Source organism: Dictyobacter aurantiacus, from assembly GCF_003967515.1.
In the GTDB taxonomy this organism is placed as follows: domain Bacteria; phylum Chloroflexota; class Ktedonobacteria; order Ktedonobacterales; family Ktedonobacteraceae; genus Dictyobacter; species Dictyobacter aurantiacus.
Genome location: NZ_BIFQ01000002.1, coordinates 781,682 through 807,003, shown reverse-complemented (window position 1 = coordinate 807,003; position 25,322 = coordinate 781,682). Strand labels below are relative to the sequence as shown.

24 protein-coding genes are annotated in these 25,322 nt (G+C 56.0%); 8 read left to right on the top strand and 16 right to left on the bottom strand.

Annotation, left to right across the window (positions count from 1 at the left end; all coding sequences use genetic code 11):
* Positions 1-14: 14 nt before the first annotated feature.
* The 3 genes from KTT_RS28235 to KTT_RS28225 all read right to left on the bottom strand — a co-directional run bounded on the left by KTT_RS28235 (position 15) and on the right by KTT_RS28225 (position 2,138).
* On the bottom strand, positions 15-911 hold the full coding sequence (locus KTT_RS28235; protein WP_126601045.1) for a LysR family transcriptional regulator: 897 nt from the start codon (positions 909-911) through the stop codon (positions 15-17).
* A gap of 48 nt (positions 912-959) precedes the next feature.
* Positions 960-1,433, bottom strand: coding sequence for a hypothetical protein (locus KTT_RS28230; RefSeq protein ID WP_126601044.1), 474 nt, complete (start codon positions 1,431-1,433; stop codon positions 960-962).
* Positions 1,434-1,571: 138 nt separating this feature from the next.
* On the bottom strand, positions 1,572-2,138 hold the full coding sequence (locus KTT_RS28225; protein WP_126601043.1) for a hypothetical protein: 567 nt from the start codon (positions 2,136-2,138) through the stop codon (positions 1,572-1,574).
* A gap of 220 nt (positions 2,139-2,358) precedes the next feature.
* On the opposite strand from KTT_RS28225, the gene KTT_RS28220 reads away from it, so the two are divergent.
* Positions 2,359-3,156, top strand: a complete 798-nt coding sequence (locus KTT_RS28220) for an SDR family NAD(P)-dependent oxidoreductase (protein WP_126601042.1) — start codon at positions 2,359-2,361, stop codon at positions 3,154-3,156.
* Between the two features lie 92 nt (positions 3,157-3,248).
* On the opposite strand, the gene KTT_RS28215 is transcribed toward KTT_RS28220, so the two are convergent.
* Both KTT_RS28215 and KTT_RS28210 read right to left on the bottom strand, forming a co-directional pair.
* Positions 3,249-3,635, bottom strand: a complete 387-nt coding sequence (locus tag KTT_RS28215) for a cupredoxin domain-containing protein (RefSeq protein WP_126601041.1) — start codon at positions 3,633-3,635, stop codon at positions 3,249-3,251.
* A gap of 25 nt (positions 3,636-3,660) precedes the next feature.
* Positions 3,661-4,062 carry a hypothetical protein gene (locus tag KTT_RS28210; RefSeq protein WP_126601040.1) on the bottom strand — a complete coding sequence of 134 codons (402 nt, stop codon included), beginning with the start codon at positions 4,060-4,062 and terminating at the stop codon, positions 3,661-3,663.
* Positions 4,063-4,440: 378 nt separating this feature from the next.
* On the opposite strand from KTT_RS28210, the gene KTT_RS28205 reads away from it, so the two are divergent.
* Both KTT_RS28205 and KTT_RS28200 read left to right on the top strand, forming a co-directional pair.
* On the top strand, positions 4,441-5,127 hold the full coding sequence (locus KTT_RS28205) for a response regulator transcription factor (protein WP_126601039.1): 687 nt from the start codon (positions 4,441-4,443) through the stop codon (positions 5,125-5,127).
* The gene (locus tag KTT_RS28200; RefSeq protein ID WP_126601038.1) at positions 5,124-6,659 is read left to right on the top strand and encodes a sensor histidine kinase; all 1,536 of its coding nucleotides are present in this window, start codon (positions 5,124-5,126) and stop codon (positions 6,657-6,659) included. The genes KTT_RS28205 and KTT_RS28200 overlap by 4 nt, the downstream gene beginning before the upstream one ends.
* Positions 6,660-6,825: 166 nt before the next feature.
* On the opposite strand, the gene KTT_RS28195 is transcribed toward KTT_RS28200, so the two are convergent.
* Genes KTT_RS28195 through KTT_RS28185 form a run of 3 tightly spaced genes read right to left on the bottom strand, consistent with a single transcriptional unit; the run spans position 6,826 to position 10,841 of the window.
* Positions 6,826-7,599 carry an enoyl-CoA hydratase gene (locus tag KTT_RS28195; protein ID WP_126601037.1) on the bottom strand — a complete coding sequence of 258 codons (774 nt, stop codon included), beginning with the start codon at positions 7,597-7,599 and terminating at the stop codon, positions 6,826-6,828.
* A 37-nt stretch (positions 7,600-7,636) separates the two neighbouring features.
* A complete protein-coding gene (locus KTT_RS28190) occupies positions 7,637-9,214 on the bottom strand; it encodes an acyl--CoA ligase family protein (protein WP_126601036.1) in 1,578 nt (525 codons plus the stop codon).
* Between the two features lie 46 nt (positions 9,215-9,260).
* Entirely contained in the window at positions 9,261-10,841 is a 1,581-nt protein-coding gene (locus KTT_RS28185; protein ID WP_126601035.1) for an acyl--CoA ligase family protein, read from the bottom strand.
* A gap of 244 nt (positions 10,842-11,085) precedes the next feature.
* Here KTT_RS28185 and KTT_RS28180 point away from each other — a divergent pair, with 244 nt between their 5' ends.
* Positions 11,086-11,481, top strand: coding sequence for a PPOX class F420-dependent oxidoreductase (locus tag KTT_RS28180; RefSeq protein ID WP_126601034.1), 396 nt, complete (start codon positions 11,086-11,088; stop codon positions 11,479-11,481).
* Between the two features lie 212 nt (positions 11,482-11,693).
* Here the strand turns inward: KTT_RS28180 and KTT_RS28175 are convergent, their stop codons facing one another.
* The 3 genes from KTT_RS28175 to KTT_RS28165 form a co-directional block, all read right to left on the bottom strand.
* Positions 11,694-12,305, bottom strand: a complete 612-nt coding sequence (locus KTT_RS28175) for a DUF308 domain-containing protein (RefSeq protein ID WP_126601033.1) — start codon at positions 12,303-12,305, stop codon at positions 11,694-11,696.
* Positions 12,306-12,489: 184 nt separating this feature from the next.
* On the bottom strand, positions 12,490-13,725 hold the full coding sequence (fabF, locus tag KTT_RS28170) for a beta-ketoacyl-ACP synthase II (RefSeq protein ID WP_126601032.1): 1,236 nt from the start codon (positions 13,723-13,725) through the stop codon (positions 12,490-12,492).
* 37 nt (positions 13,726-13,762) lie between these two features.
* Complete coding sequence (locus KTT_RS28165) at positions 13,763-14,386, bottom strand: TetR/AcrR family transcriptional regulator (protein ID WP_126601031.1); 624 nt, start codon at positions 14,384-14,386, stop codon at positions 13,763-13,765.
* 432 nt (positions 14,387-14,818) lie between these two features.
* Here KTT_RS28165 and KTT_RS28160 point away from each other — a divergent pair, with 432 nt between their 5' ends.
* Positions 14,819-15,130 carry a hypothetical protein gene (locus KTT_RS28160; protein ID WP_126601030.1) on the top strand — a complete coding sequence of 104 codons (312 nt, stop codon included), beginning with the start codon at positions 14,819-14,821 and terminating at the stop codon, positions 15,128-15,130.
* A gap of 61 nt (positions 15,131-15,191) precedes the next feature.
* Here KTT_RS28160 and KTT_RS28155 read toward each other — a convergent pair whose 3' ends face one another.
* From KTT_RS28155 to KTT_RS28135, 5 genes are all read right to left on the bottom strand, one after another.
* Entirely contained in the window at positions 15,192-16,067 is an 876-nt protein-coding gene (locus KTT_RS28155; RefSeq protein ID WP_235845897.1) for an ABC transporter permease, read from the bottom strand.
* The gene (locus KTT_RS28150; protein ID WP_235845896.1) at positions 16,024-16,794 is read right to left on the bottom strand and encodes an ABC transporter ATP-binding protein; all 771 of its coding nucleotides are present in this window, start codon (positions 16,792-16,794) and stop codon (positions 16,024-16,026) included. The genes KTT_RS28155 and KTT_RS28150 overlap by 44 nt, the downstream gene beginning before the upstream one ends.
* Before the next feature lie 26 nt (positions 16,795-16,820).
* Positions 16,821-17,252 (bottom strand): MarR family winged helix-turn-helix transcriptional regulator, encoded by a 432-nt coding sequence (locus KTT_RS28145; protein ID WP_126601028.1) that lies wholly within the window; start codon positions 17,250-17,252, stop codon positions 16,821-16,823.
* 190 nt (positions 17,253-17,442) lie between these two features.
* Entirely contained in the window at positions 17,443-18,756 is a 1,314-nt protein-coding gene (locus KTT_RS28140; RefSeq protein WP_126601027.1) for a DUF4352 domain-containing protein, read from the bottom strand.
* A gap of 485 nt (positions 18,757-19,241) precedes the next feature.
* Positions 19,242-19,907: an alpha/beta hydrolase gene (locus tag KTT_RS28135; RefSeq protein WP_235845895.1), complete on the bottom strand. Its 666-nt coding sequence runs from the start codon at positions 19,905-19,907 to the stop codon at positions 19,242-19,244.
* Between the two features lie 1,039 nt (positions 19,908-20,946).
* On the opposite strand from KTT_RS28135, the gene KTT_RS28130 reads away from it, so the two are divergent.
* From KTT_RS28130 to KTT_RS28120, 3 genes are all read left to right on the top strand, one after another.
* Positions 20,947-21,657 carry a hypothetical protein gene (locus KTT_RS28130; protein WP_126601026.1) on the top strand — a complete coding sequence of 237 codons (711 nt, stop codon included), beginning with the start codon at positions 20,947-20,949 and terminating at the stop codon, positions 21,655-21,657.
* A gap of 400 nt (positions 21,658-22,057) precedes the next feature.
* The gene (locus KTT_RS28125; RefSeq protein ID WP_126601025.1) at positions 22,058-23,695 is read left to right on the top strand and encodes a peptide ABC transporter substrate-binding protein; all 1,638 of its coding nucleotides are present in this window, start codon (positions 22,058-22,060) and stop codon (positions 23,693-23,695) included.
* Positions 23,696-23,912: 217 nt separating this feature from the next.
* Positions 23,913-25,115, top strand: a complete 1,203-nt coding sequence (locus KTT_RS28120) for an enolase C-terminal domain-like protein (RefSeq protein WP_126601024.1) — start codon at positions 23,913-23,915, stop codon at positions 25,113-25,115.
* The last annotated feature ends 207 nt before the right edge of the window (positions 25,116-25,322 follow it).

Here is a 25,322-nt window from a genome sequence, read left to right as displayed (position 1 = left end):
TCTACAGCTAGCCGTCAGATTCGAAGCTTGCCGCGCGTCTCTTCGCGCAGGATGCGCAGAAATTCATTGGCGGCCATGGAGAGGGTGCCGGTCCGTTGATGCTGGATGACGACGCTCTCTCTATGCAGGTCTGGATTGGGCTGAAGCGCGAGCTCTACCAGGGCGCCCGTTTTGAGCCCATAGCGCGCGAATGAGCGCGTCATAAAGGCTACCCCGATCCCGTTGAGCAGCAGATCATAGGCGGTCTGTGGTGGAACCTCGACGACCGCCTGTTGCGTCGCCAGGTTATGCGCCTGCCAGTAGCGCGATGCCAGGCTCCAATCGATGGCCAGGAACGGATCGCTGCGGGCCGCCAGTTCGGCGATGCTTACCTGCTGCTGCCTGGCCAGGGGATGGGTGCGGTGAGCCATGGCAATCAATGGCTCATGTACCTGAAAGATGGTCTGCATCTCAGGCGAGAAAAAGGGCCCGGTGACCAGCCCGAACTGGATAAAGCCCTCGTGGAGCATCTCGACAATCTGCTGGTTGTGGCCCGTATGTACCGCGATATCCAGAGCGGGCTGCTCCTTATGTAGACGTGCCAGGGCGGTGGCGAAGAAGCCCGTGGTCTGCGTGGGGGACAGTCCTAGCATCAGCTGGCCTTTTTTGCCCTGTAGCGTATGCTGGGCGCTCTCCAGACCGGCGGCCATCGCCTGCAACGCCTGCCGCGCGTGCGGCGCGAAATTCTTGCCCAGCTCAGTCAACTGGAGACGCTGACCTCCACGAATGAAGAGCGCGCCTCCTACCTCCTGCTCCAACGCCTGGATGCGCAGACTGATCGACGGCTGTGAAATATTCAGGCGTCGCGCCGCCTTGCTAAAGCTCCCCTGCAACAAGATCTGGTCGAACGCCTGCAACTGATTTAGATCCAATGTTCCGGCCTCACATAAGTTTTTTCGGCTCCACCCGGCTGCGGCTGGTCAGGCGGGCTGCATGATGTGGTGGGCGGTGACCTTGTGGGTAGCTTTTTTGTGCATGAGGATGCGAGCTCCACAGAAGATGTTGCGGCGCGTGAAGGGGGCAGGGGTCTCGCGCTCGTAGCGCTCACGGACCACCGGATTGTGCAGCGCGGTCGGCACAAAGAACCAGGGCTCATCCAGCGGGGTGGCGTATCGAGGATCATGCACCCAGTCGGGACAATCCAGTTCATATTGCTGGCACAGGTATTCTATCGCCGCCACGCAGAAGAGGGCCCAGCGCCAGTGCTCCGGCTGTGGCTGCTCCTCGGCACTAATGGGATCAGCGATCAGGGCCTGGCGCGCTTCCGTGTGATAGTCAAAGAAGTCGTTGAGAAAAGTACCCACAGCGTAGCGGGGATCATCCCCTTGCGTGATCCCCTGATAGATGTTTTTAATCGTATGCAGTTCATCTGTAAATGTGAGTACCATATTCATTGTGGCATATCCCCTGTGCTTATAAAATGCTTTCATTGGTAGTATACCATTACTGCCTTGTTGCGTTGGTTATTTATATTGGTGCATGGCTGCGCATCCGCGCAGCCATGCACCAATATAAATAACCAACGCAACATATTATCCAAAGAGGTCCATCAGGGTTTCATCGACCAGGTTTTCTTGTTGCCAGGAGGCGGGGACGTAGCGATCAAGGATGGCCTGCGCTTCTTCGGCGGTCGTAACGTTGAGGGCCTGACATAGATGAAGCGTATCATCCAGGTCCTGCAGGGGACGGAACGCGGTCAGTTTGAGGGCCAGCATACAGGCGAGCTCGGGCAGCCAGATCTCAAGCATCTGGAAGGTCTTCCAGTGGACCAGCTCACCTTTTTGGATAATCTCTTCGACAAAGAGCGCGCCGTCGTCGTTGATCCAGTTGCGTGGCAGGCCATGGCGCGATGCCACGGCATTGCTGGCCTGCCTGAAGATCTTACGCCGCTTTTCCTCTTGCCGGGGATCAGTACCCGTAGCCAGTGGAACGATATCTACGTCATGGGTCGAGAGACGATTGCCGATCTGCATCAGCATATAGACGCCGCCAAATACGATGATCTGAACCGGCGAATCGATGCCACGAGCCGCCAGTTCAGCCCCTAACTCTTCCAACAAGGCCATAACCTCGTCCCGTTGCAGCCTGACATCCGGCATCGCGGCGCCTCCCTCCTCATAAGTAATAATAGTAATTGATTGTACCACATGTCGGGAGACATTTTGCCTGCTCGCTCTATAAAAGTTATCTCCGCTTTTTTAGAATCTGCTAGAGCATCGATGGAGAAAAGCTGGTAAAATAATTGACAGGCTCTTTCTGTTAGAGATATTTTTATAATCCCGTTGCAAACGTGGATTGGGAAAAGACAAGAGGAAAAGCATGGTTCAAAGAGTCCAGGGCAAAGTGGCTATCGTTACTGGCGCGGCTCAGGGTATTGGGCGCGCATGCGCCCAGATGCTGGCCCTCGAGGGCGCGCGCGTGGTGATTGGAGATATCCAGGAGGCTGCGGGACAGGCCGCGGCAGCCGCTATTCGTGAAGTTGGAGGCGAAGCGATCTTCCAGAAAGTGGATGTGACGGAGGAGAAGGATTGTAGCGAGTTAATAGAGGCGGCTGTGCGAAGCTACGGGCGGCTCGATGTGCTGGTCAATAACGCTGGCTGGTACCCCCGCGCTACGCTGGAAGAGACCTCATCCGATCTGTGGGACCGCATCCTGGCTATCAATTTGCGGGGTCCTTTCTTCTGCTGTAAGTATGCTGTACCTCGCATGCGTGAAATGGGGGGTGGCAGTATTATCAATATTGGCTCGATCCACGGCATTCAAGGACAGGCGAATCTCGTCGCCTATGCCTCGGCTAAAGGGGGCCTCCTTACGCTGACAAAAACATTGGCAGGAGCATATGCAGCAGACATGGTTCGTGTCAACTACATTATTCCTGGATGGGTGCTGAGCGAGGGAGAGCTGGCCTTGCGGAAAAGTCAGGGAACCAGCGAAGAGGATCTCGCGCAGATTGGCAAAAACCTGCCTTTTGGGCGCCACCAGACGCCTGAAGATACGGCCTATGCGGTCATATATCTCGCTTCCGACGAGTCCTCACAGATTACTGGTAGTACCTTTCATATTGATGGCGGCGCATCTATTTTGCCCATTCGGCCCAGAATGAACCAGCCCACATAATGATGAAAAGATACACCCCCGAAAAAGAGTGAGATAGCAGGATCGATGCGGGAAGTCAGTCGCTCATAATCCTTCGCTTCCCGCATTAATGATCAATGTACGATGACGGTCAGATTCATGCCGCTGTGGATAGTGCAGTAGAGCTTGAACGTGCCCGCTGTATTGAAGGGCCCGATCTCCCCGGAGCTATTGCCGCCGATGGCTATGTTATCAACTCTGGGCGCTCCCGGTTCCTGCGCTGGTTGACTGGCTCCGTCTTTCCAGGTGCCGTTGGCGATGGTATGCCCGATCAGCGTATCCGACACCAGCGTGATGCTCTCACCCTTTTTGATGGTAACGGACGATTGCACAAAACTGGTATTGTCCATATGCACCTGGTTGGGACCCGTACTGGCGGCTCCCCCCAGACTACAGGCGGTCAGCACCAATGTCAGCAGCACGGCGCAGACCACGATCATACTTACTCGTTTTAATATCATGATCTACCTATCTATCTTTTATGTATTAGCGTGCGATCTGAGATCTGGCCGTGGCGCCGTTGCTGCCCATCCGTTTAAGCGCCAGTGAACGCGTAATGAGATTGCCGGCCAGCGCGATGGCGCCAAGTCCAACCAGCAGGTGTGCCGTCTGAATCAGCCAGTGCAGGTTGCCTGGCAGAATGTTGAACTGCGTGATGCCGAAGACTGGTACAATCAGGGCGTATATAATACCCACGATGCCCCAGATCCTTAACTCCCGCGTCGTCACGGCCAGGATGCCGCCGACCAGCAGTGTCAGCGCCACGATCAATCCACATAGCATATGGATCGCGTACACGTTCATGCCCGTCGTCCAGATCAATATCCCCAACGCGAGCGCGCCCAGACCGGCGATACCCAGAATAATCTGCAAAATCCGTGTTGCCATATCTTTCCTCTTTTCTCCTATTTCATATATCTTTTTGCATACCGGTTCGTACCCGCGATTCCTGACGCAAGGCGCCCGCGGCGCCTTCATATGTATGGTGTGGTGAAAACCGTGCGCACCGCGCACGGTTTTCACCACACCATACATAAACATCGCGGGTGCGTACGCACCCGCCCGTGCGGAGGCGCTTAACTTCCATACACCAGAAGTGTAGGGATTTCACATGACGAAAGCGTGAAAAACTCTCCTCTTTTTTGTCATCAATCTGTCATCTTGTTGTGCGATAATCGTTGTAATGTGAGAGTTCCAAATGGAGAGCTGCGCGTAAAGCCGGGGCCAGCCCGGCACTTACGTATACATGACATGGGGGGTGGTTCTATGCGTATCCTGGTTGTTGAAGATAATCATCGCTTGAATAGCTCATTGCAAATGAATCTGACCCATGAGGGATATAGTGTCGATACCGCTTATGATGGGCAGGAGGGGCAGGACCTGGCAGAACTGACGCCGTATGATCTGATTATCCTGGATATTTTGTTGCCCGAGAAAAATGGTCTGGAGGTGTGCCGGGACCTGCGCCGCAGACGTATTCATACTCCGATCCTGCTGTTGACCGCGCGCGATAGCGTCAATGATCGCGTGCAGGGCCTGGACTACGGCGCGGACGATTACCTGGTTAAGCCCTTCGCGATGCGCGAACTGCTGGCCCGCCTGCGTGCTTTGCTGCGTCGCAACCATCCCTATACCAGCGGCCGCCTGGAATTTGGTGGCCTGATTGTCGATCCGGTTACCCATATCGTGGAGCGTGACCGGCGCACCATCGATCTGACGCCAAAAGAGTTCGCCCTGCTGGAATACTTTATGTATCATCCCGACCAGGTGGTGACGCGCGAGATGATTGAGCAGCATATCTGGAACTATGATTTTGAGTGTAGCTCGAATGTGATCGATGTTTATGTGCGTCGTCTACGCCGCAAGATCGATGATCCATTTGAGGTTAAGCTGCTGACGACTATTCGTGGCATCGGCTATCGGCTGGCCCAGCCACAACGGGAGCGTGTATGAAACGACGAGGTTTTTTACATGTGTTCCTGGCCTTCTGGTCGAGCGTTCGGGTGCGTCTGATGTTGAGCTACCTGGTGGTGATGGCCATTATCATGGTAATTTTTGGGGGCAGCCTCTATGCGTCCCAGGTCCTGTTTAATCCCGCGACTGCCGAGAGCAACCTGGAGATGCAGATCTATCAGGAGGCGCAACAGCTCAGCGCGGGTTATCGCCAGATGTTGTCACTGCATCAGTCTCCTGCCACCCTCGATAAAAAGCTGAACTCCGACGAAATTGTATTGTTGCTCGACTCCAGCAACGCGATCCTCGATAAACATGGGACGTTGCCCGCTGTCAGCATTCAGCAATTACAGGATAAAGTTCGGCAGGGTCAGGCGATTAGTGATCTGACCATTCCACAAAGCCAGGGGCAGGACCAGCACTGGGGTAACTGGGGCTATAACGTCAACAATAACTATCGCGTCGTAATTACCCCGGTCCTGGATCAAAATAAGCGTATTGCGACCCTGGTGGTCGGCCTGCCTCGGAAGGCGGTGATGCCGCTCTTTGTGATCTGGCTATTCCATGGCATTCTAGGGCTGCTGGCGGCGGCTATCGGTGGTTACTGGTTGGCTGGCAGGGCGCTGCGCCCCGTTAAGATGATTACGCGCATGGCCAACGAGATCAATGCTACGGATCTGCGCCGCCGCCTGAATCTGAATCTCAGGGACGAGTTTGGCGAGCTGGCGGCGACCTTTGATCAGATGCTCGGTCGCCTGGACGCAGCCTTCCGGCGGCAGACGCAGTTTACCGCGGACGCTAGCCACGAGTTGCGCACTCCGCTGACCATCATCGATCTGGAGCTGAATCGCGCCCTGACGCAGCCGCATAACTGCGAGGAACACAGGCAGATCCTGGAGCTGGTGCAGTCCGAGAATGTACACATGACAAATATCGTCAATAGCCTGTTGCTGCTAGCGCGGGCTGATACCGGACAGCTCACCCTGCAGCGGCAGCAGGTGGACCTGAGCGATCTCGCCCTGGAATGCGTCGAGCGCCTGCTGCCGCTTGCGCGCGAGCACGATATTATCCTGGCTACCGGAGACCTGCCAGAGCTGCTCGTCAACGGCGATCCCCACTACCTGACCCGCATGATGCTCAACCTGATCGAGAACGCCATCAAATATACCCACGGCAGCGGCCAGCGCGTTCACGTAGAGCTGACCGCTGCATCTGACAAATGGGGAATGCTGCGCGTGCAAGACGATGGACCGGGTATCTCCGATGAGCACCTGCCCTATCTCTTCGACCGTTTCTACCGCGTCGACCGCGCGCGTTCACACAATCCCTCCACATCTAGTGGTGCGCAGAAAGAAGTAGGAGGCACTGGTCTGGGACTCTCTATCGTCCAATGGATCGTGCAGGCCCATGGCGGCGACGTCCATGTCGAAAGCCAGCCAGGAAAAGGCACCCTCTTCGAGGTGCGCCTGCCGCTATTACATATCCCGGCCAGCCAGGAGGCGCTCGCTACCTCCACGCATAAATTCAGTTAGCCGGCTCTCGCGCTCCTTCGGAGCGCATAAAGAATTTTACATGCAAGTGATGCTAAAAATGCGCTTAAGCGCATTTTTAGCATCACTTGCATGTAAAATTTAGAGAATGGGGGCGTCAGCGCCCCCAGGCAGGCTATAGATGGATCAAACGCTTTGCGTTTCCCTCTCATTTGTGCTCAAATGCGGGCTGGCGCTTTTCCAGGAAAGCGCGCATCCCTTCGCTGGCATCGAGTATCTGTGAGGCCGAGGCCATGATCCCCTGCGCATAGTCATAGGCCTGAGATTGTGGTAGGTCGATCTGGTTATAGAAGGCGTGCTTTCCGATGCTGCGGGCATTGAAGCTGTTGCAACTGGCGGCCTTGAGCAGGCGTAGCGCCTCCTCTCGTAGCTGTTCGGCCGACACGACGCGGTTCACCAGTCCCCAGTCGGAGGCCGTGCGGGCGTCGATCGGATCACCGGTGAGCAGCATCTCCATGGCGCGCTTGCGCCCGATGTTGCGGCTCAGGGCGATCATCGGCGTGGTGCAGAACCAGCCGATCTTGACGCCAGGGGTGGCGAAGCTGGCGTTTTCCGCCGCCACCGCCAGGTCGCAGGTGGCGACCAGCTGGCAGCCGGCGGCCGTCGCCACTCCCTGCACACAGGCCAGCACCGGCTGCGGGATCTCCTGGATCGCGTTCATCAGCGTTGTACAGGTCTCCAGCAGGTTGGTCATGAATGGCAGATCCTGGTCCACCATCTCGGACAGGTCATGGCCCGAGCAGAAGACCGCTCCGTTGGCCGCCAGCATGACCCCGCTGGCCTGGCTGGCTCCCACCTCGCGAAAGGCGCTGATCAGCTCCCGCATATGCGCCAGCGACAGGGCGTTGCGGCGCTTGACGTTGTTCATGGTAATGGTAGCTATATCCTGCTCATAGCTTAGCTCGATCAATTGATATGACATGGAGATCTCCTCCCTTCTATTTTACCAGCGCGGCTGGCTAGTGTATGTATTTCTGCTGGCCGGCCCAGGCCTTGTCACGCAAGACATACTTCTGGATCTTGCCGGTCGAGGTCTTGGGCAAGGGACCAAACTCGACGGCGACCGGGCACTTGAAGTGGGCCAGCCGTTCCCGACAGAAGCTGATCAACTCGGCCTCGCTCAGATTTTGATCAGGCTTCAATGTCACAAAGGCTTTGGGCCGCTCGCCCCATGTCTCATCCGGAATGGCTATGACCGCGCTCTCCAGGACGGCCGGGTGCTGCACGATGGTCTGCTCGACCTCGATGGTCGAGATATTTTCACCACCCGAAATGATGATGTCTTTGGCGCGGTCGCGCAGTTCGATATAACTATCAGGATACCAGACCCCGATATCGCCGGAATGAAACCAGCCGCCCTCAAAAGCCCGGCTGGTAGCGGCCTCATTTGCATAGTAGCCCCTGGCGATGGTATTGCCGCGCATCATTACCTCTCCCATCGTCTGCCCGTCCTGTGGCACCTCCTGCAGCGCCGGACCCAGAACCCGCGTCTGGCTCGCCGTGACGTGCACCTGTCCCTGGCGCGCCTTTAGCCGTGCCTGTTCCTCCTCCGAGAGCGCGTCCCACTCGGGATGCCACTCACAGACGGTATTGGGGCCATAGGTCTCGGTCAGGCCATAGAGGTGGATGGGATGGATGTTGTACTGCCGCATCTGTGCCAGCAGCGTGGGCGATGGTGGCGCGCCCCCAATGGCGACGGTGGCGGGCTGCTCCAATCGGTGCGCTTTGGCGTGGTTGACCAGGAAGATATGCACGGTCGGCGCTCCATTGTAATGGGTCACGTGCTCGCGATCCAGAATATCCCAGACCATGCCTGGATCTAGCTGGCGCAGGCAGATATGCGTGCCGCCAACAGCAGTGATGGCCCAGGTAAAGCACCAGCCGTTGCAGTGAAACATCGGCAACGTCCACAGGTAGACGCTCTGGCTGGTCAGCTGCGTCTCAATGACCACGCCCAGGGAGTTGAGGTAGGCGCCACGATAGGTATACATGACGCCCTTGGGATTGCCGGTGGTCCCGGAGGTGTAGTTGATCGAGATCGTCTCCTCCTCGTCCTCCAGCCAGCTCTCCAGCGACTCGGGCGAACCCTCTGCCAGAAACTGCTCGTAGGGATCGTCGGCCTGGCCGGTGTCCTGAATGTGGATGGTCTGGATGCCGGATAGATCCGCCGCGCTGACCAGGTGGGCCAGCTCATGATCCACAAACAGGAACGAGCAGCCCGCGTGGTGAAGGATAAAATCGACTTCGGAGCTATTCAGTCGTGTGTTGATGGCGACCAGGATGCCGCCGGCGGTCGGGACGGCGTAGTGCGCCTCCAGCAGGGCAGGCGTATTGGGGCAGAGGAACGCCACGCGATCGTGCTTCTTCAATCCTAGCGCCCTCAGACGCGAGGCCAGCCGATTGACGCGCTCGGCGAACTCGCGATAAGTATAGCGCCGCTCCCCGTGGATGATGGCTGTCTTCTCCGGGAAGACCAGGGCGCTGCGCTCTAGAAAACTAATGGGTGACAACTCGGTACGATAGACTTTTTGCATCATTGCACTGCCTTTCACCGCTGTATTGTGCTGTTCTCTTCCTTTGAGATTAATTGATCCGTTTCTCGCGTCCCGCCCAGACTTTGTCGCGCAGGACATACTTCTGGACCTTACCGGTCGAGGTCTTGGGCAAGGGACCAAACTCGACGGCGACTGGGCACTTGAAGTGGGCCAGCCGCTGCTTGCAGAAGTCGATGATCTCCTGCTCCGTCGCTGCCTGGTCCGGCTTCAGCGTCACAAAGGCTTTGGGCCGCTCTCCCCAGACCTCGTCGGGGATAGCCACGACGGCGCATTCCAGGACCGCTGGATGCTTGACGATGGTCTGTTCCACCTCGATGGTCGAGATATTCTCGCCGCCCGAGATAATCACGTCCTTGGCTCGGTCGCGCAGCTCGATATAGCTGTCAGGATGCCAGACGCCGATGTCGCCGGAATGGAACCAGCCGCCCGCGAAGGATCGCTCGGTCGCCTCTGGATTGTCAAAATAGCCCTTGGCCACGTTATTGCCACGCATGAGCACCTCGCCCATCGTCTGCCCATCCCACGGCACATCTTCCATGTTGGGATTGACGACACGCGCCCGTTCGGCGGTCACGTAGCCCTGTCCCTGGCGCGCCAGCAAGCGGGCCTGCTCCTCTTCTGGTAGCTCACCCCACTCCTCATGCCATTCACAGACCGTGTAGGGACCATAGGTCTCGGTCAGGCCATAGACGTGGATAGGCCGCATATTGAGCTTCCTGAGCTGCGCCAGCAGGGTAGGTGATGGCGGGGCGCCCGCGATGGTCACGGTGATCTGCTGCTCCAGGCGATGGGCCTTGGGATGATGGGCCAGGAAGATATGCACGGTCGGCGCCCCGTTGTAGTGGGTTACCTTCTCGCTCTCGAACAGGTCCCAGACGCGCGCCGGATCGACCTTGCGCAGACAGACGTGGGTGGCGCCGACGGCGGTGACGGCCCAGGTAAAGCACCAGCCGTTGCAGTGGAACATCGGCAGCGTCCACAGATAGATGCTCTGGCTGGTCAGACCGCTCTCGATCACTTCCGACAAAGCATTGAGGTAGGCGCCGCGATAGGTGTACATGACGCCCTTGGGATTGCCAGTGGTCCCGGAGGTATAGTTGATCGAGATCGTCTCCTCCTCATCCTCCAGCCAGCTCTCCAGCGGCTCGGGTGAACCCTCCGCCAGGAACTGTTCATAGGGATCATCAGGTGAGCCGCTGTCGGCGATACGGATAATCTGTAGTGGCTGTTCCAACTGCAAGGATTCTACCAGCGGAAAAAATTCGTCATCAACGAACAGGTAGTGGCTGCCTGAATGCTGCAAGATAAAGCCGATCTCGTTGCTGCTCAACCGATTGTTGATGGCGACCAGGATGCCACCGGCGGCCGGGACCGCGTAGTGTGCCTCCAGCAGGGCGGGGATATTGGGACACAGGAACGCTACGCGCTCGTGCTTTTGCAGTCCCAGACCGCGTAGGCGCGAGGCCAGACGATTGACGCGTTCGGCGAACTCGCGATAGCTATAGCTCCTCTCTTCATGAATGATGGCCGTCTTCTCCGGAAAAATCAGGGCACTGCGCTCCAAAAAACTCAGTGGGGTAAGTTCGGTACGATAGACTTTTTGCTCCATCTTTGTTACCTTTCACCGGGAGAACCGAAATCAATCAGCGCTGTATCAATATTATACGATATGCGCCACTGCCTTTTTTACCAGCAATCGAGGATCATATTCTTGTGATGCCGCCTGTACCCACGCCAGCGCATTGGGGCGTCTTGTGGTCGATCGCCTATTTATGCTAGCGTTGTCAATTAAAGAAACAAGCAATCGCTATTGCTCTGCCTATATATGAAGATTGAAGAGGAGTGTCATACTTATGACCATATTAGATAATAACGTTCAGGACCCCTTCGCCTTTTTAGCGCCCCATGAGTTTCTTGTGCTAACTACCTATCGCAGGGATGGTCGTGCTGTCCCCACCACCGTCTGGTTCGCATACGAGCAGGGGAAAGTCTATGTTACAACCTCTCAGACCACCGGCAAGATCAAGCGCATTCGCGCCACCGGCCGCGTCAGCATGTCCCCCTCTGATCGCATCGGCAACCTGAAGGGCGAGCCAACTGTTGACGGCGTCGGCCGCGATGCCAGCCCCGAAGAGCGACCAGCCGCCCGTGCCGCCCTGGCTAATAAATACGGCGCGGCCTTCCAGCGCATCGTCGGTGAAGATACCCCCAATCGCGTCTACATCGTCATCGAACCCACTACCCGCTAAATGCGTGAGAAACGAAGAGGATGGGCTCAACCGCCAAGGCTGAGCCCATCCTCTTCGTTTCTCGCTATAGGCTAACTAACCCTCTTTGCCTGATATTGATGGCGTAGATGCCGAGCGCGAGGCGCCGATGGCAATGATAGCGATCAGCCAGTCGGATGCCTGTTTTCTCTTGAGCCTTATACTGTGAGCGAATCGAAAGGTAGAGCGAACGGTTACTCCTGGGTGGCCGAAATCATGGGTGGTGGACTCTGCCTGGCGTGCTCGTGTCGCAGGCGGAGCGACCGCCGGATCAGGAGTATGCCGATCACGATACTACTGATGCAGATGATAAATGGTACCGAGAGCACAATCGTCGTTAACGAAACGGACAGGAAGCCGGCTATGGGCACGATCAGAAACAGCAGGATGATGCCAACGATGGTGCTCAGCACGCCGACGCCGATGTCGTCCCACTCTTTTGCGCGACTACCATGGACGATCTCGCTGACACCGTAGATGATGCCCAGGATCGATCCCAACAGAAAGACGGCGGGCGGTAGCACGCTCAGGCTCCAGATGCGGAAGATCATCAGCAGCAGACCGGCGATGATGCCCAGGCAGGCGACGATGATCTTGAACTTTGGATACGACCTGGCGCGTATCATGTTGAAGAATAGGAGGATGCCAGAGATAAAAAGATAGGCTCCCAGCAAGCGAACCAGCAGAGTGGACAGCTTAAAGGGTGCTAGCAAGACCAGCAGACCAAGGATGATGGCGATAATTCCCTGGATCATGACAACCCACCAGGTGGTGGTGGTGCGAACCCTGTGAACCAGATGCTGCATATGCTTTCTCCTCGTGAACCGGCGATCTTCACCTCGATGTCTAACCCGGTCAGAGTGAATATAGCACGCGCCCCGCTGCGGGACATCCTCCAAAGGGATGAAATAGTGTACGGGATTCTATGGTGGTGCTACAGGGGCGTGTCCACGCCCCTGTAGCACCACCATAGAATCCCGTACGACCTTGTTAGTGGTAGCGTTGGAAGATCAGGCTGGTGTTGTGGCCGCCGAAGCCCATCGAGTTTGAGAGGGCGGCGTCGACTTTGCCGGGTCGCGCCTGGTTTGGGATGTAATCCAGGTCACATGCGGGATCGGGCTGGTGCAGGTTGATGGTGGGCGGCATCAGGTTGTGCACGATGCTGAGCACCGAGATGGCGGCCTCAATGGCTCCGGCAGCCCCAAAGGTGTGGCCGATCATGGATTTGGTTGAGCTGATGGCGACCTTGTAGGCGTGCTCCCCAAAGCAGGTCTTGATAGCTTCGGTCTCTCGGGCATCATTGAGAACGGTCGAGGTGCCATGCGCGTTGATATAGTCGATCTGCTCGGGCCGCATATCCGCGACCTGCAGGGCTCGTTGCATGGCCATTACCAGGCCCGATCCGCCGGGGGCCGGTTCGGTGATGTGATAGGCATCGGCGGTTGAGCCGTAGCCGACCAGTTCGGCCAGGATGGTCGCGCCCCGCGCCTGGGCCAGCTCCAGGTCTTCGAGCAGTAGCACGCCGGCACCCTCGCCCATCACAAAGCCATCGCGCGTGGCATCGAATGGGCGGCTGGCCCCCTGGGGATCCTCGTTGCGCCGCGAGAGGGCCTGCATCTTCGCGAATGAGGCCATGCCCAGCGGGGTAACAGCCTTCTCGGATCCACCCGCTAGCATGGCGCGTGCCGTGCCGCGCCGGATGGTTTCCCAGGCCTCACCGATGGCATTGCCGCTGGTCGCGCAGGCCGAGACCGCCGCCCAGGATGGTCCACGCGCTCCCACTATCTGCGAAACGATGCCGGGGGCCGCGTTGATCATCATCATGGGTATCAAGAAAGGGCTGACGCGGTCCGGTCCCTTTTCATGCAGGACCTTGAACTGGTCGTGCAGGGTGATCAGGCCCCCTACGCCGCTGCCGATACATACCCCGACCTCTGGTGACAGCTCTTTGCTGATCTCCAGTCCCGCCTGGTCCAGCGCATGGCGCGCAGCAGCCACCGCCAGATGCGTAAAAGGATCACTGCGGCGGATCTCCTTGCGATCCATATACGGGCTGGCATCAAAATTCTTGACCTCACCGGCGAATCGCACCGGGTAATCGCTGGCATCAAAATTGCTGATCGGACTGATGCCCGAGCGGCCCTGGCTCAGTCCTTCCCATGTCTTCTCCACCGTATGTCCCAGCGACGTCACCAATCCAATGCCTGTAACAACGACACGCTTCATGATACGATGCTCCTTCTTATATTCTTCTTCTTCTTATTTATCCATTCAATGAAAGATCAGCCTTTTCTTGATAGTGCATTAATGCCAGTACACCTGGACGCAAGGTGGTGATCAGCGCGGGATTGTTCTGTCCCTTGGCCAGCAGCAGCACGCCCTCAAAATACGCCAGCAGCGCCTGGGCGGTGGTGGCTGTATCGATATCTGATGGTATGAGCCGCTCGGCCCTGGCATCATCCAATGCCTGCTCAAAATAGGCGAGCCATTGCTGAAAAAGCTGCTGCAGGCGGACGCGGATCGGCTCATTCTGCGTGCTGAGCTCCAGCGTCAGGTTGCCCGCCGGGCAGCCGCGCATCTGCCCGTGCCGCTGTTGTAGCTCCATCTGCTGCTGTAGCGTCAGCTCAAAGAAGCGCAAGAAGCGCTCTGGAGGGGGGATATGAGCAGCAAAGGTCTGCTTGAGGGTAGCGTCCAACGATTGCCATTGTACTTCGATGGATGCCAGCACCAGTTCCTGCTTGGAGGCAAAAAAATGATAGAAGCTGCTCTTGTGGACGCCCGCCGCCGCGCATAGTTCATCAATGCTAACGCTCTCATAGCTATGTGTAAAAATAACCGCGCGCGCCGCCTCTATCAGCCGCTCTCTGGCATCGCTGGGCCTGCCCATAAACACTTTCCCTTCTCTCCATTATTGTGTACTATACAGTACACAATACCATAGCATCTTCAACACCGTCAACCGATCTATCCCCCAAAATTACAACGCCCCAACCCATAACACACCTCCCAATCCGCAATGCCCCAAAAAACGACCCCGCGCATATGAAACGCTTTCTCCAAAGAGAAACGCCCCTGTAGCGGCGCCCCTCGCGGGCAATACATTCAACTTTAGCGAAAAAGGGAAGCATTTGGGCACCCGAAACGTCAGAGAAACGCATGTGAGCGGTCCCCTCACACGATCATGTCCCCGTAGGCGGCATAGGATTGCGGCTTTCTCGAGACGTTGGTGTGCCGTTCAGACAGCAATCCGGCCTTGTGCATGCCGCACCGGTTCACGTACGATATCGTTCCTAAAAAGCGAGAAAAGCGCTCCTGCTCCGTGCAGAAGCCGACATATCGTACGTCAACGGAGCGGCATGCACAAGGCCGGATTGCTGCTTTTCAGAAAAAATACCGCATCGAAGAGGCCGCAATCCTATGCCGCCTACGGGGACATGACCGGGTCGAGGGATGTTCCATATTCCGCTGGCGATGTGTCGTTTTTCTTGTTGCTCGCTCTAAAGGTTGGATGACGGCCGAGGCGCAGCTCTTATGCCACCTTGGCTACGAGCCAACAGCCAGAGATCAGCACGATATGCGCCTGCTGAGCGAAGCTTTCCATCTCTCGTTGCCAGAACAATTTCAGGCATAATCCTGTTGCGAACGTTTGAGAGGCAGGTCCATTCAGGGGATAGATCTGCCTCTCAATGGTGTTATTGGACGATGCGTGGATAGAGCGCGGCGCCGATCGTGACCAGTACGACGGTGACGACCAGTAGGATGCCAAAGTCTCGGCCGACGCTGGCCATATCAACGGCCGTATTGGCCAGCATCAGAGAGCGCAGCCCGTCCACGACATAGGTTAGTGGATTGATGTGGGCGATGGCCTGCAGCCAGCCGGGCATGATGGCGATGGGATAGATGGCGTTACTGGCGAAGAACATAGGCATCGTCAAGACCTGTCCAATACCCATCACGCGATCGCGCGTCTTGAGCAGGCAGGCGATGATCAAGGAGAAGGTGGAGAAGCAGCCCGCTCCCATGACGACAAAGACCAGCACGCCGAGCAGGGCCAGTGGATTAAAGTTCATCTTGACGCCCAGGATCAGGGCGAGCAGGTAGATTACGATGGCCTGCGGCAGGGCGCGGATGCCCGAGGAGAGCGCCTTACCCAGCACCAGCGAACCACGCGGCGTTGGGCTGGCCAGGAACTTATGAATGACGCCCAGGTCGCGCTCCCAGATAATGGCGATGCCGGCGAAGATCGAGATGAAGAGCACGCTCTGGGCCAGGATGCCGGGAGCCATAAATTCCAGATAGCTTACGTTTTTGCTGCCTGTGGGGATGGCGCGGATGCGCGTGAAGACCTCGCCAAAGACCAGGATCCACAGCGCGGGCTGTACCGCACGCGTAATCAGGTCCGTGAAGTCGTGACGGATCTTGCGTGCCTCCCATTCAGCGATCGTCAGGGTCTTGCCGAAGAAGTTGGTCAGCAAGGCCAGTGGTGATCTGGGTGCCTGATATGGCTGGGACTGGGCATTGACTTTAGCCAAGTCTTCGTGCTGTACGTCGTGCTCGTGAAGCGTCACGGTAGGTTCCTCCTGACTCAAGGGCATCGCCCGCGAAATGAACAAATACATCGTTCAGGGTTACGTTCTCGCCACCTACGGCCGCCTTGAGCTCCTCTGGCGTGCCGATGGCGGCGATCTTGCCTCGATGCATGATGCCGATACGCGTGCACAGGCTATCGGCCTCCTCCATCGAGTGGGTCGTCAAAAAGACCGTCATGTTTGACTCTTCTCGCAACTGCATCAGGTGCTCCCAGATCGCCTGCCGGGCGATGGGATCGAGTCCCACCGTCGGCTCGTCCAGGAAGAGGACGTGCGGTTGGTGGAGCAGCGCCTGAGCAACCTCCAGGCGACGAATCATGCCGCCCGAATACTGGCGCACCAGCTGTGATCCCGCATCGCTCAGCCCTACAAACGACAGCACCTCTTTTACGCGGGCATCGCGCATGCTGTGTGGCAGATCATAGAGCTTGGCGAAGATCAGCAGATTCTCGTAGCCGGTCAGATTTCCGTCGGCCGACAGGGCCTGCGGCACATAACCCAGACTGTGGCGGACCGCCGTTGTCTGGTGGACGATATCGAAGCCGTCGACGCTGGCTCGTCCTGATGTAGGGCTGAGCAGCGTTGTGAGCATCTTGATGGTCGTACTTTTACCGGCGCCATTTGGTCCCAGCAGACCAAACACCTCGCCCTTTTCCACCTCAAAGCTCACATCATTGACGGCCGCGTAGTCTCCAAATTTTTTCACAAGATGAGATACTTCAATGATGGGTGTCATTTTTTTTCCATTTCTCCAAATCCCTGAGCTTCCGCTGCGTCCAACAGACGCTCGATCAGCCGCTGCAGCTCCTGCTGTTCCGGCTCATCAAGTACCTGCAATAAATGGGTTAACGATTTGCGCCTCTGCTGGAGGACCTCATCAATCTGTGCGCGCCCCGACTCGGTTAACGAGACCTGTACTACCCGCTCATCCTCGGCCTGCCGTTCGCGCGTGATCAGTCCCGCTTTTTCCAGGCGCTTGCAGGCCACCGTCGCCGAACCGGTGGTGATCCCCAGCGCCTGCGCCAGCTCCCCGATGTTTTGCGGACCAGCGTAGCGCAGATGGCGTAGCAGCCAGTATTGCTGCGGCGTCATATCCGTGTGCCGTGAAGGCCGTAGCAGACGCACCAGTAGTAGTAAGTCCTCCGTCAATCGTTCCGTTGCCATACATGATCCTTTGATGATGAATTGTTTTGATGTTCAAAATAATTATACATCAAAATATGATATTTTATCAATCTTGTCTCAGGGGCGTGGGGAACGCAGGCGTCCCCATACTCTTTTTTTATTGGTGAAACAGAGAGGGGTTGTGTTGGTGCGCCAACACAACCCCTCTCTGTTTCACCAATAGATTATTTTATTTGATCTGGAAGGTGCCGGTGACCTGTTGAGTGGTGTTGAGGAGGGCGTTGGGTAAGAAGATGAAGGTAAAATCGGTTGAGTCGGCGGGCATGATAAACGCGCACGCGCCCTTCGAGTTGGTCTGGCCAGGGGCGATGCTCGATTCCAGGGTGTTTGAGTCGGGCTTGTTGACGGTATTGCCCGATTGGAGCCGCATCACGTCCGAAGGGGAGGGGTAGACGGTCTTATCTGAATTGTTGTCGATCTTGAGGTCTACCACTACAAAGACGTTGCCCTTATCGGCCTGCTTGCCGCCATAACTGGTTTGTCTGGTGGCTTTAGTAATGGTCCAGTTGGCGCCCGCGTATTGCAGGATCTTGTTGGGCGTGCTGCTCACCGGCTGATACTTGGAGACGTCGGCCCCGCTCTTGAGCGGAATATCCATCTGCGATTCATTGGCTGTACCGATGCGCAGGGTTAGCTGGTCAGGTTTGATACTGGTGGAAACGGGAAAATCAATCCAGTTGGTGCGCTTGACTGATGTATCAGGCGCCGAGTAGTACTGCTCTTTGTTCGGATGAACGCTTGTACTATCTGGTAATAATAAGAGCATTGAATCAGAGTACGAGTAGAAGATCGAGTTCGTGGATGTGTTTTCTTCGCTGAGCGTGATACGCAGGACGCCTGAAGTGTTGTTATCATCATCTGTAAAGTTGCTCGCCTGCTGAACATTCTGAATGGTGAACTTTACACTGGAATAGGTGATCGGCTGAATGTTCAGGGTCGTAACTACCGGGGTCGAGACAGTTTTCGTGTCGGTGGTGTTCGTGTTGCCGCTGGTGTAGGTGTTGGTTGTGTGCTGGCTGCTGGCTTGCTGGACTGCGCCCGATACCTGGTGATAGACAAAGTAGCCGGCACCTCCGCAGAGTCCCAGGATAAGCAAGGCGACCACTAGAAAGCCGCATCCCACCTGTCGTAAGACGCTGCGTGATGAGTCCTTTGTTGGTTTGGCATAGGTAGGAACCTGACTCTGAGCCATCGGTGGTGGTCCATCTGGACGATAGCCGACCTGTGGCTGATAGACAGGAGTATTTGATTGATAATTCTGTGCCTGATAACCTGCTCGCTGCCCACCTTCATAAGAAGTTGGAGGCGGCGGAGGCGTTTGTGGCTGCAGGCCTGGGAGAGCGGTATCCTCTGCGTCGACTGAGCGCTCTGTTGGTTGGTTGATATTGCCCTCCGTTGTTCGCCCACAGTTTGAGCAAAAACGCTGTCCTGCCTGCACAGGAGTTCCGCAATATCGGCATACGGGTGTTTGTGGGTCCTGCATGTTCCTCTCCTTTAATCTGGAGCTGAAAAAGTGTCTCTGCCTGATCGGTTGAATAACCGAACGCTTGTCAGCTTTTCGCTATCTAATGAACGACAAACACAGCCAATTCTTTGGTATTAAATTAGACGCCTGTCAATGGAGGGATAGATATAACGGACAACGCAAGGCCACATTCATGCGGGCACGTCCCCCTGGATCTGCCCGCTCTATCTGAGCATCCACACCTGTGGTGCTCACCAATCCAATTTATGGTTAATGCGGCAGGCGTGCAAACGAGCACCTGTGGTATCGACAATAAAAATCGGTGCGGATCCCTGTGCGGGGGCGTTAAAGCGTGCAAAAGTAGTGTATGTAGGAGATAAACGATATGTTTCCAATGAGTGCCGCATCCTGTGTCAAAATGCGCCAGACCCTGGTGGGGATAATGAAAAAGGTGGAGGTTGTGGAATTATATTATTTCTGGGAGCCTCCACCTGCTGCCTGTTTCAGGACGCGATAAGAGCTTGCATCATGGCGTTCACATGTGCGATCTCATCGTCGTTGACGGTGTGGCCCATGCGGGGATAGATGCGTTTGGTGACTGTTGCCCCCATGCGCTGCAGCACGTCGGCTGATAGGTCAACACGTTCCTTCGGGATGTGGGGATCGTGATCGCTACAGCCAAGGAAGGCGGCTGTATCCGCGAGCGAGCCTGGATAGTCGCGCGGGAGCGTATTGGGTCCGATCAGTCCGCCGCTGAGGGCCGCGATTCCACCATAGCGGCGGGCGTTGCGGGCCGCGAACTCAAGCGAGAGGCAGGCGCCCTGCGAGAAACCTAGCAGGATCGTGCGCTCGGGCGTGATGCCCGCCTCGCTCAGGCTCTCCAATAGCTGTCCGATCACCGATAGGGCCGAGGTGAGATCCGGTTCATTACTGCTGAGCGCGGCCAGGAAGCTGGTGGGATACCATGTGCTGCCAGCCGCCTGCGGGGCGATATAGACAAAGCCTGGCTGCTGTAATTCAGTGGTTAAGCTGAGAATATCACGCGCGGAGGCGCCGCGTCCATGCATCATAATCATGGCTGCCCGCGCCTGCTCCAGTTGTTCCCCGGCCATTAGCACGGGTTGACCACGGTGTACGCCGATAATCTTATTAACAGGTGGGTTGTCCAATCTTTTTTCTCCCTGGGTTGAAGGCTCTGACGCCTCCAGATAAACATGCGGTGAATAGCATCAGCATGTATATAAGAGTATAACGCCTATGGTGTTGAATGTCATGGTAGTGTTCGCTGGCCTATCGGTGCCTGTGCGATGAAGGCACGTCGATTTTTTGTAGGTATAATGCATGATAGCAGTGGTTGTTCCATTCCCATCCCCATCCTCTATGAATGTGTCTGACTCTCACGATCATCGCTCTGAGCATACTTACGTTTTCGCACCTGCGGTGCTCAGGAGTCCATTGTGTGTTGGTGCATCGGGCGCACGGATGCGCGCCCGATGCACCAACACACAAAACCGGTGTGGCCGCGTAGCGGACGCGCGTGCGGGGGGCGCACGTGTCTCCATGATGACGGTAATCAAACACATTTTATGTCTGAAATACGCAGGTCGCCAGATCCAGGGATCGCTTAATATTCCATATTCTATGTTGATATGGAATCAAATACTAAATAGTACGATACAGCATCTTAAATTATTCCTGGCGTGCGTTACCCATTATAATTTTTATAATCTTATCTGTCAATGTTAGCCTCACCTGTGACCTGGATCGCAGAATTTCCCAGCTCATTAAATATTTGACACTGCTTGAAAAAATGTGACTTAATAAGAAGAGAAAAAATTATGTACTGAATTTTTCCTCTCAGGGGTTTATGCCGAATTTTGGTCCTCCCTGTACAACTCAATCGTATCCTGGGATGCTACGACTCTTCCGATACCACAGGAGTGCGCGGAAGTTGTTGTTGCGTTTATCTACATCATATATATTCCAATAAGCTATTATAAAGAGCATGTCGACGCCACTCGATCGCAATTAACTCTGTCTTACGGCGCAGTCGTTGTGCTAGCGTCACACGACCAGCCATTTTCTCAGGTGGCTGCGCTCATATAGTTTAAGTGGTATACCTGTCTGTCTGCTTGTCTGCTGCTGAGGCTAATTGAAAGCGGTTCACCAGGCAGAATGGTATATCTGCCGTAGAGGAGCCTGAACATCATGACCTACACACGCCGAAATCTGGTTGAGGAAAAACAAGAGGCCTGCCAGAAAATTAAGCAACTCGCTGCTATCTGTGAGCAGCTTCACTTCCACCTGGATCCTATCGACTGGGAACAACATGGAATGCGAGCTATAGTATACATCAACGGGATTGAGATCGCTCCTCTGGTCGAGTTTAATCAGTTCGAGGTTGATTATGTCTTGCGGCGGGTGCGCATTAATCTGCTGGCTCATGCGGCCCTGCAAAGTGTGCATGGCGATGCGGACCTCAAAGTGCTGATGTGGAGTCCCGTGGATGTGACGAAGCCGGAAGAATTTTTGAGTCTGTGGATCGTTACCCTGGAGACGGATGAGCGCATCGCGATCGCTGAGCGCATCAAGGATGGACAACGCGTCTATGAGCCCTATCCGTTTAATGGTAGCGATAGAGAGCAGTGCGTCCGGCTCTTCGGACCGCCCAGTGAGGGTGATTATCAGCCCGGTGAGACGGTAACCCTGAAAGAGCGCGAACGCGAATTTACAGGTGAGATCCTGTATAGTATCCCTCCCGGTAAGGTGGTCACCAGTCGCAAACCCAATTCCAGAGGCTATCATGCCTCCGCCGGAGCATCCTCAGCCAGCACTATCGCCGCCCGCTATATTGTGGATTGTAAAGATGGCTTCCCCCATATTGTCAATCAGACCCAGGTGAGCCGCCAGGCCTCTTGATTACATACACCCTGCGCAAAAGATATGTTTATGCTGGTGCCACAGGGGCGCAACCGCGCCCCTGTGGCACCAGCATAAAAAGAATCCTCCCCAACGGTAGTCCTACCTTTTCTATCGCTCTTCCCGCCCATTAAGATATACGTGCTTCTGCGTCTTTCTGTAATAAATAGGCATAGAAGGAATAAATAGAGAAGTTTGCGGCGTTCTAACTAAGGCAACATCTGAATCTTCAATTCATACGTGAAACGTATAGATAAACTGCAGCGGACAGAGGGGATCGTCTGTCCGACATTGCTCCCTGGATAGGTATGTGGGCCACCATTATGGTTGTGCTATAATTGAAAATTTTCTCAGGGTATCGTGTTTCAACGTATCTGTAACAGAAAGCGAGTACTTATTTATGTCTGCATGGCGGAGCAAACTTCCGCGTTCACTTTCCTTGCTCTTGCTGACGGCCTTTGTCTTGCTGCTCAGCGCCTGTGGTGGAGCGACCAGCACCCCCTCTAAGAGCAATAATTCCACCCCTGCCGCCAATCAGGTGCTGCGTTTCCCCAATGTGGGAACCGCCGATATCGGTAAACTTGATCCCGCCAGTGGTCCCGATGCCAATTCCAATCAGGCTGTTAACATGATTTTCAGCGGGCTGGTGCGCGCGGATCAGAATTTGAAGGCACAGCCTGACCAGGCGACCTCCTGGGATGTGTCGAAAGATAATCGGGTCTATACCTTTCATCTACGCAATGATATTACCTTTTCTGACGGTACCCCGATTACGGCGCAGTCTTATGTCTACACGTGGACGCGCGCCCTGTTGCCAGAGGTGAAGTCGCCGGTCGGTCCCGTGCTGGAAGAAGCCATCCAGGGCTCCAGCGATGTTATTAATGGGAAGACTAAAACCCTGACCGGCGTGAAGGCGCTGGATGATCATACCCTGCAGGTCACCCTGGTTCGCCCCACCTCCTACTTTCTGCAACTGCTGACGGTCTCCATGTTCCGGCCTCTGAACCAGAAGGTGATCGAGCAGTACGGGCAGACGGATTGGGTAAACCACGTCGCGGGTAGCGCCATTGGCTCCGGCCCGTTCATGGTCAAATCGTGGCAGCATGGGGTGCAGATGGTTTTTGTCCCCAATCCACACTATTATGGCAAGAAGACGCAGCTCAAAGAGGTACAGATGTCCTTTGTGAACGACGCGTCGACCGCGTTCAAGGCCTATCAGGCCGGCCAGTACGACCTGGTGTGGGGATTGACCACCAATGACCAGCTGCAGGCGCAGAGCATGCCTGGTTTTGTGCGCAAGCCGATCCTGGAGAGCGATCTACTGTTCTTTAACAATAAGATGGCCCCCTTCGATAAGACGGCGGTGCGGCAGGCGTTCGCCGCCGCCATCAATAAGCAGGCACTGGCCAAAACTATCTTTCATAATACGGTAACCCCGGCCAGCACCATCATCCCGCCCGGCATGCCGGGGTCGCAGGCCGACTATCCCGGCATTCCGTTTAATCCAGACAAAGCGAAATCTCTGCTCAAGAGCGCTTATCCAGATGTGAGCAAGATACCTCCGATTACCTTCTCCTACCCATCGTCCCAGGTCACACCTGAGCTGGCTGAAGCCTTGCAGCAGATGTGGCAGGATAATCTGGGTGTAAAGGTAAAGCTCAATTCGGTGGAGTTGACCAGCTATAACGCGGAGACCACCAAGCGTACTGTCCAGTTTGGCTTTACACAATGGGGTGTCTACTTCCCGGATCCCTATGAGTGGCTGGATCTCAGCCTGCTCTCGAACTCCGCTAATAACAACGGCAACTGGAGCAATCCAGAGTTCGATAAGACCGTGGCCCAGGCTGAGCAGACCTCCGGCGATGCGCGCCTGGCCCTGTACGCCAAAGCTGAACGGATCGCTATCGATAACGTTGGCTGGCTACCGATCGACCACCAGTCAGCGGCGGCTATCATCCCGCCCAAAATCCATGGTGTTACCATGAACAGCAACGGACTCTACTTCGGTGACTGGTCCGATGTCTATCTGACTAAATAACCCGTAGAAACATTCCGAAACCCCGGCTACCCAATCTGAGTAGCCGGGGGTTTTTTTGTGTGGTTGCGTGGGGGCGCATTCGCGCCCCCACGCAACCACACAAAACTGACTCCTGAGCACCGCAGGTGCGAAAACTCTCGCAGGCACGCTTGAAGGCTACTGTAAAAAAATGTTAAGCTTATGCACAAACGAGGCAACTGGCTAGAAAAGAGGAGTTATGCCAAGCATCACCATCAGGGATGTGCGTGTCATCCTGACCATGCCAGACACCAGTCGTCTGGTAATCGTTAAAGTTGAGACAAGCGAACCGGGGCTCTATGGCGTTGGCTGCGCGACCTTCACGCAGCGTCCATTGACGGTACGCTCCGCTGTTGTGGATTATCTCAAGCCCTTTCTGCTGGGCAAAGACGTGATGAGGATTGAAGACCTCTGGCAGACGATGTATCAGAATTCGTACTGGCGCAATGGTCCGACCCTCAATAATGCTATTTCCGGGGTGGATATGGCGCTGTGGGATATCAAGGGGAAGCTGGCGAATATGCCGGTCTATGAACTGCTGGGTGGTAAGTGCCGTGAGGGTGCCGCCGTCTATCGCCACGCCGATGGACGTGATGAGGCGGAGGTGCTGGAAAGCGTGCAGGCGTACATGGAGCAGGGCTATCAGCATATTCGCTGTCAGTGGGGTGGCTATGGTGGACGCACCGAGCTTAAGGTTCCACCCGAGCAGGCACTGCCGGGTGTCTATTATGATCCCGAGGCCTATGCGCGTAGCGTGCCGCGTCTGTTTGATTATCTGCGCGGCCACCTGGGATACGCCATCGAGCTCCTGCACGACGTGCACGAGCGCCTGCCGCCCATCGAGGCCATCCGACTGGCTAAACAGCTTGAGCCCTATCGGCTCTTCTTCCTGGAGGATCCTTTGCCGCCTGAGCAGAACGGCTATTTTTCCATGCTGCGCCAGCAATGCGCCACGCCGATCGCCATGGGTGAGCTGTTTAACAATCCCCACGAATGGATACCTCTGATCACCAATCGCTGGATCGATTTTATCCGTGTGCATATCAGCCAGATTGGTGGTCTGACGCCCGCCAAGAAGCTGGCCACGCTCTGCGAAGCCTTTGGGGTGCGTACCGCCTGGCATGGCCCCGGCGATACCTCACCCGTGGGACACGCTGCCAACCTGCACCTTGATCTCAGCAGCCACAACTTCGGTATTCAGGAAGGCCACGCCTTCAGCGAGCAGGAGCAAGAGGTCTTCCCCGGCTGTCCCGAACTGCGCGGCGGTTATCTCTACGCCAACGACCGGCCCGGCCTGGGCATCGACATCGACGAACAGCAGGCCGCCCGCTATCCCTGCACCGATGGGCCACCGGAATGGACCCTGGCTCGTTCCTGGGACGGCACCGCCGCCCGACCGTAATCCCACGGTGATCTATCAGGAAAAGCGATCACGCCCGCGTGGTTGCTTTTCCTGGATCGAGTCATGAGTCACGAGCACCGAGTTACAAAGTCATTTCACAGATCCGGGTGCTACTGCCTGGTTTGCAGGCGTGCGAAAGACGATGGAGTTGTACCGGCTCGAAGATATTGCCGAGGTTATAGCCTTTCCAGCAGAAGCACATCCCAG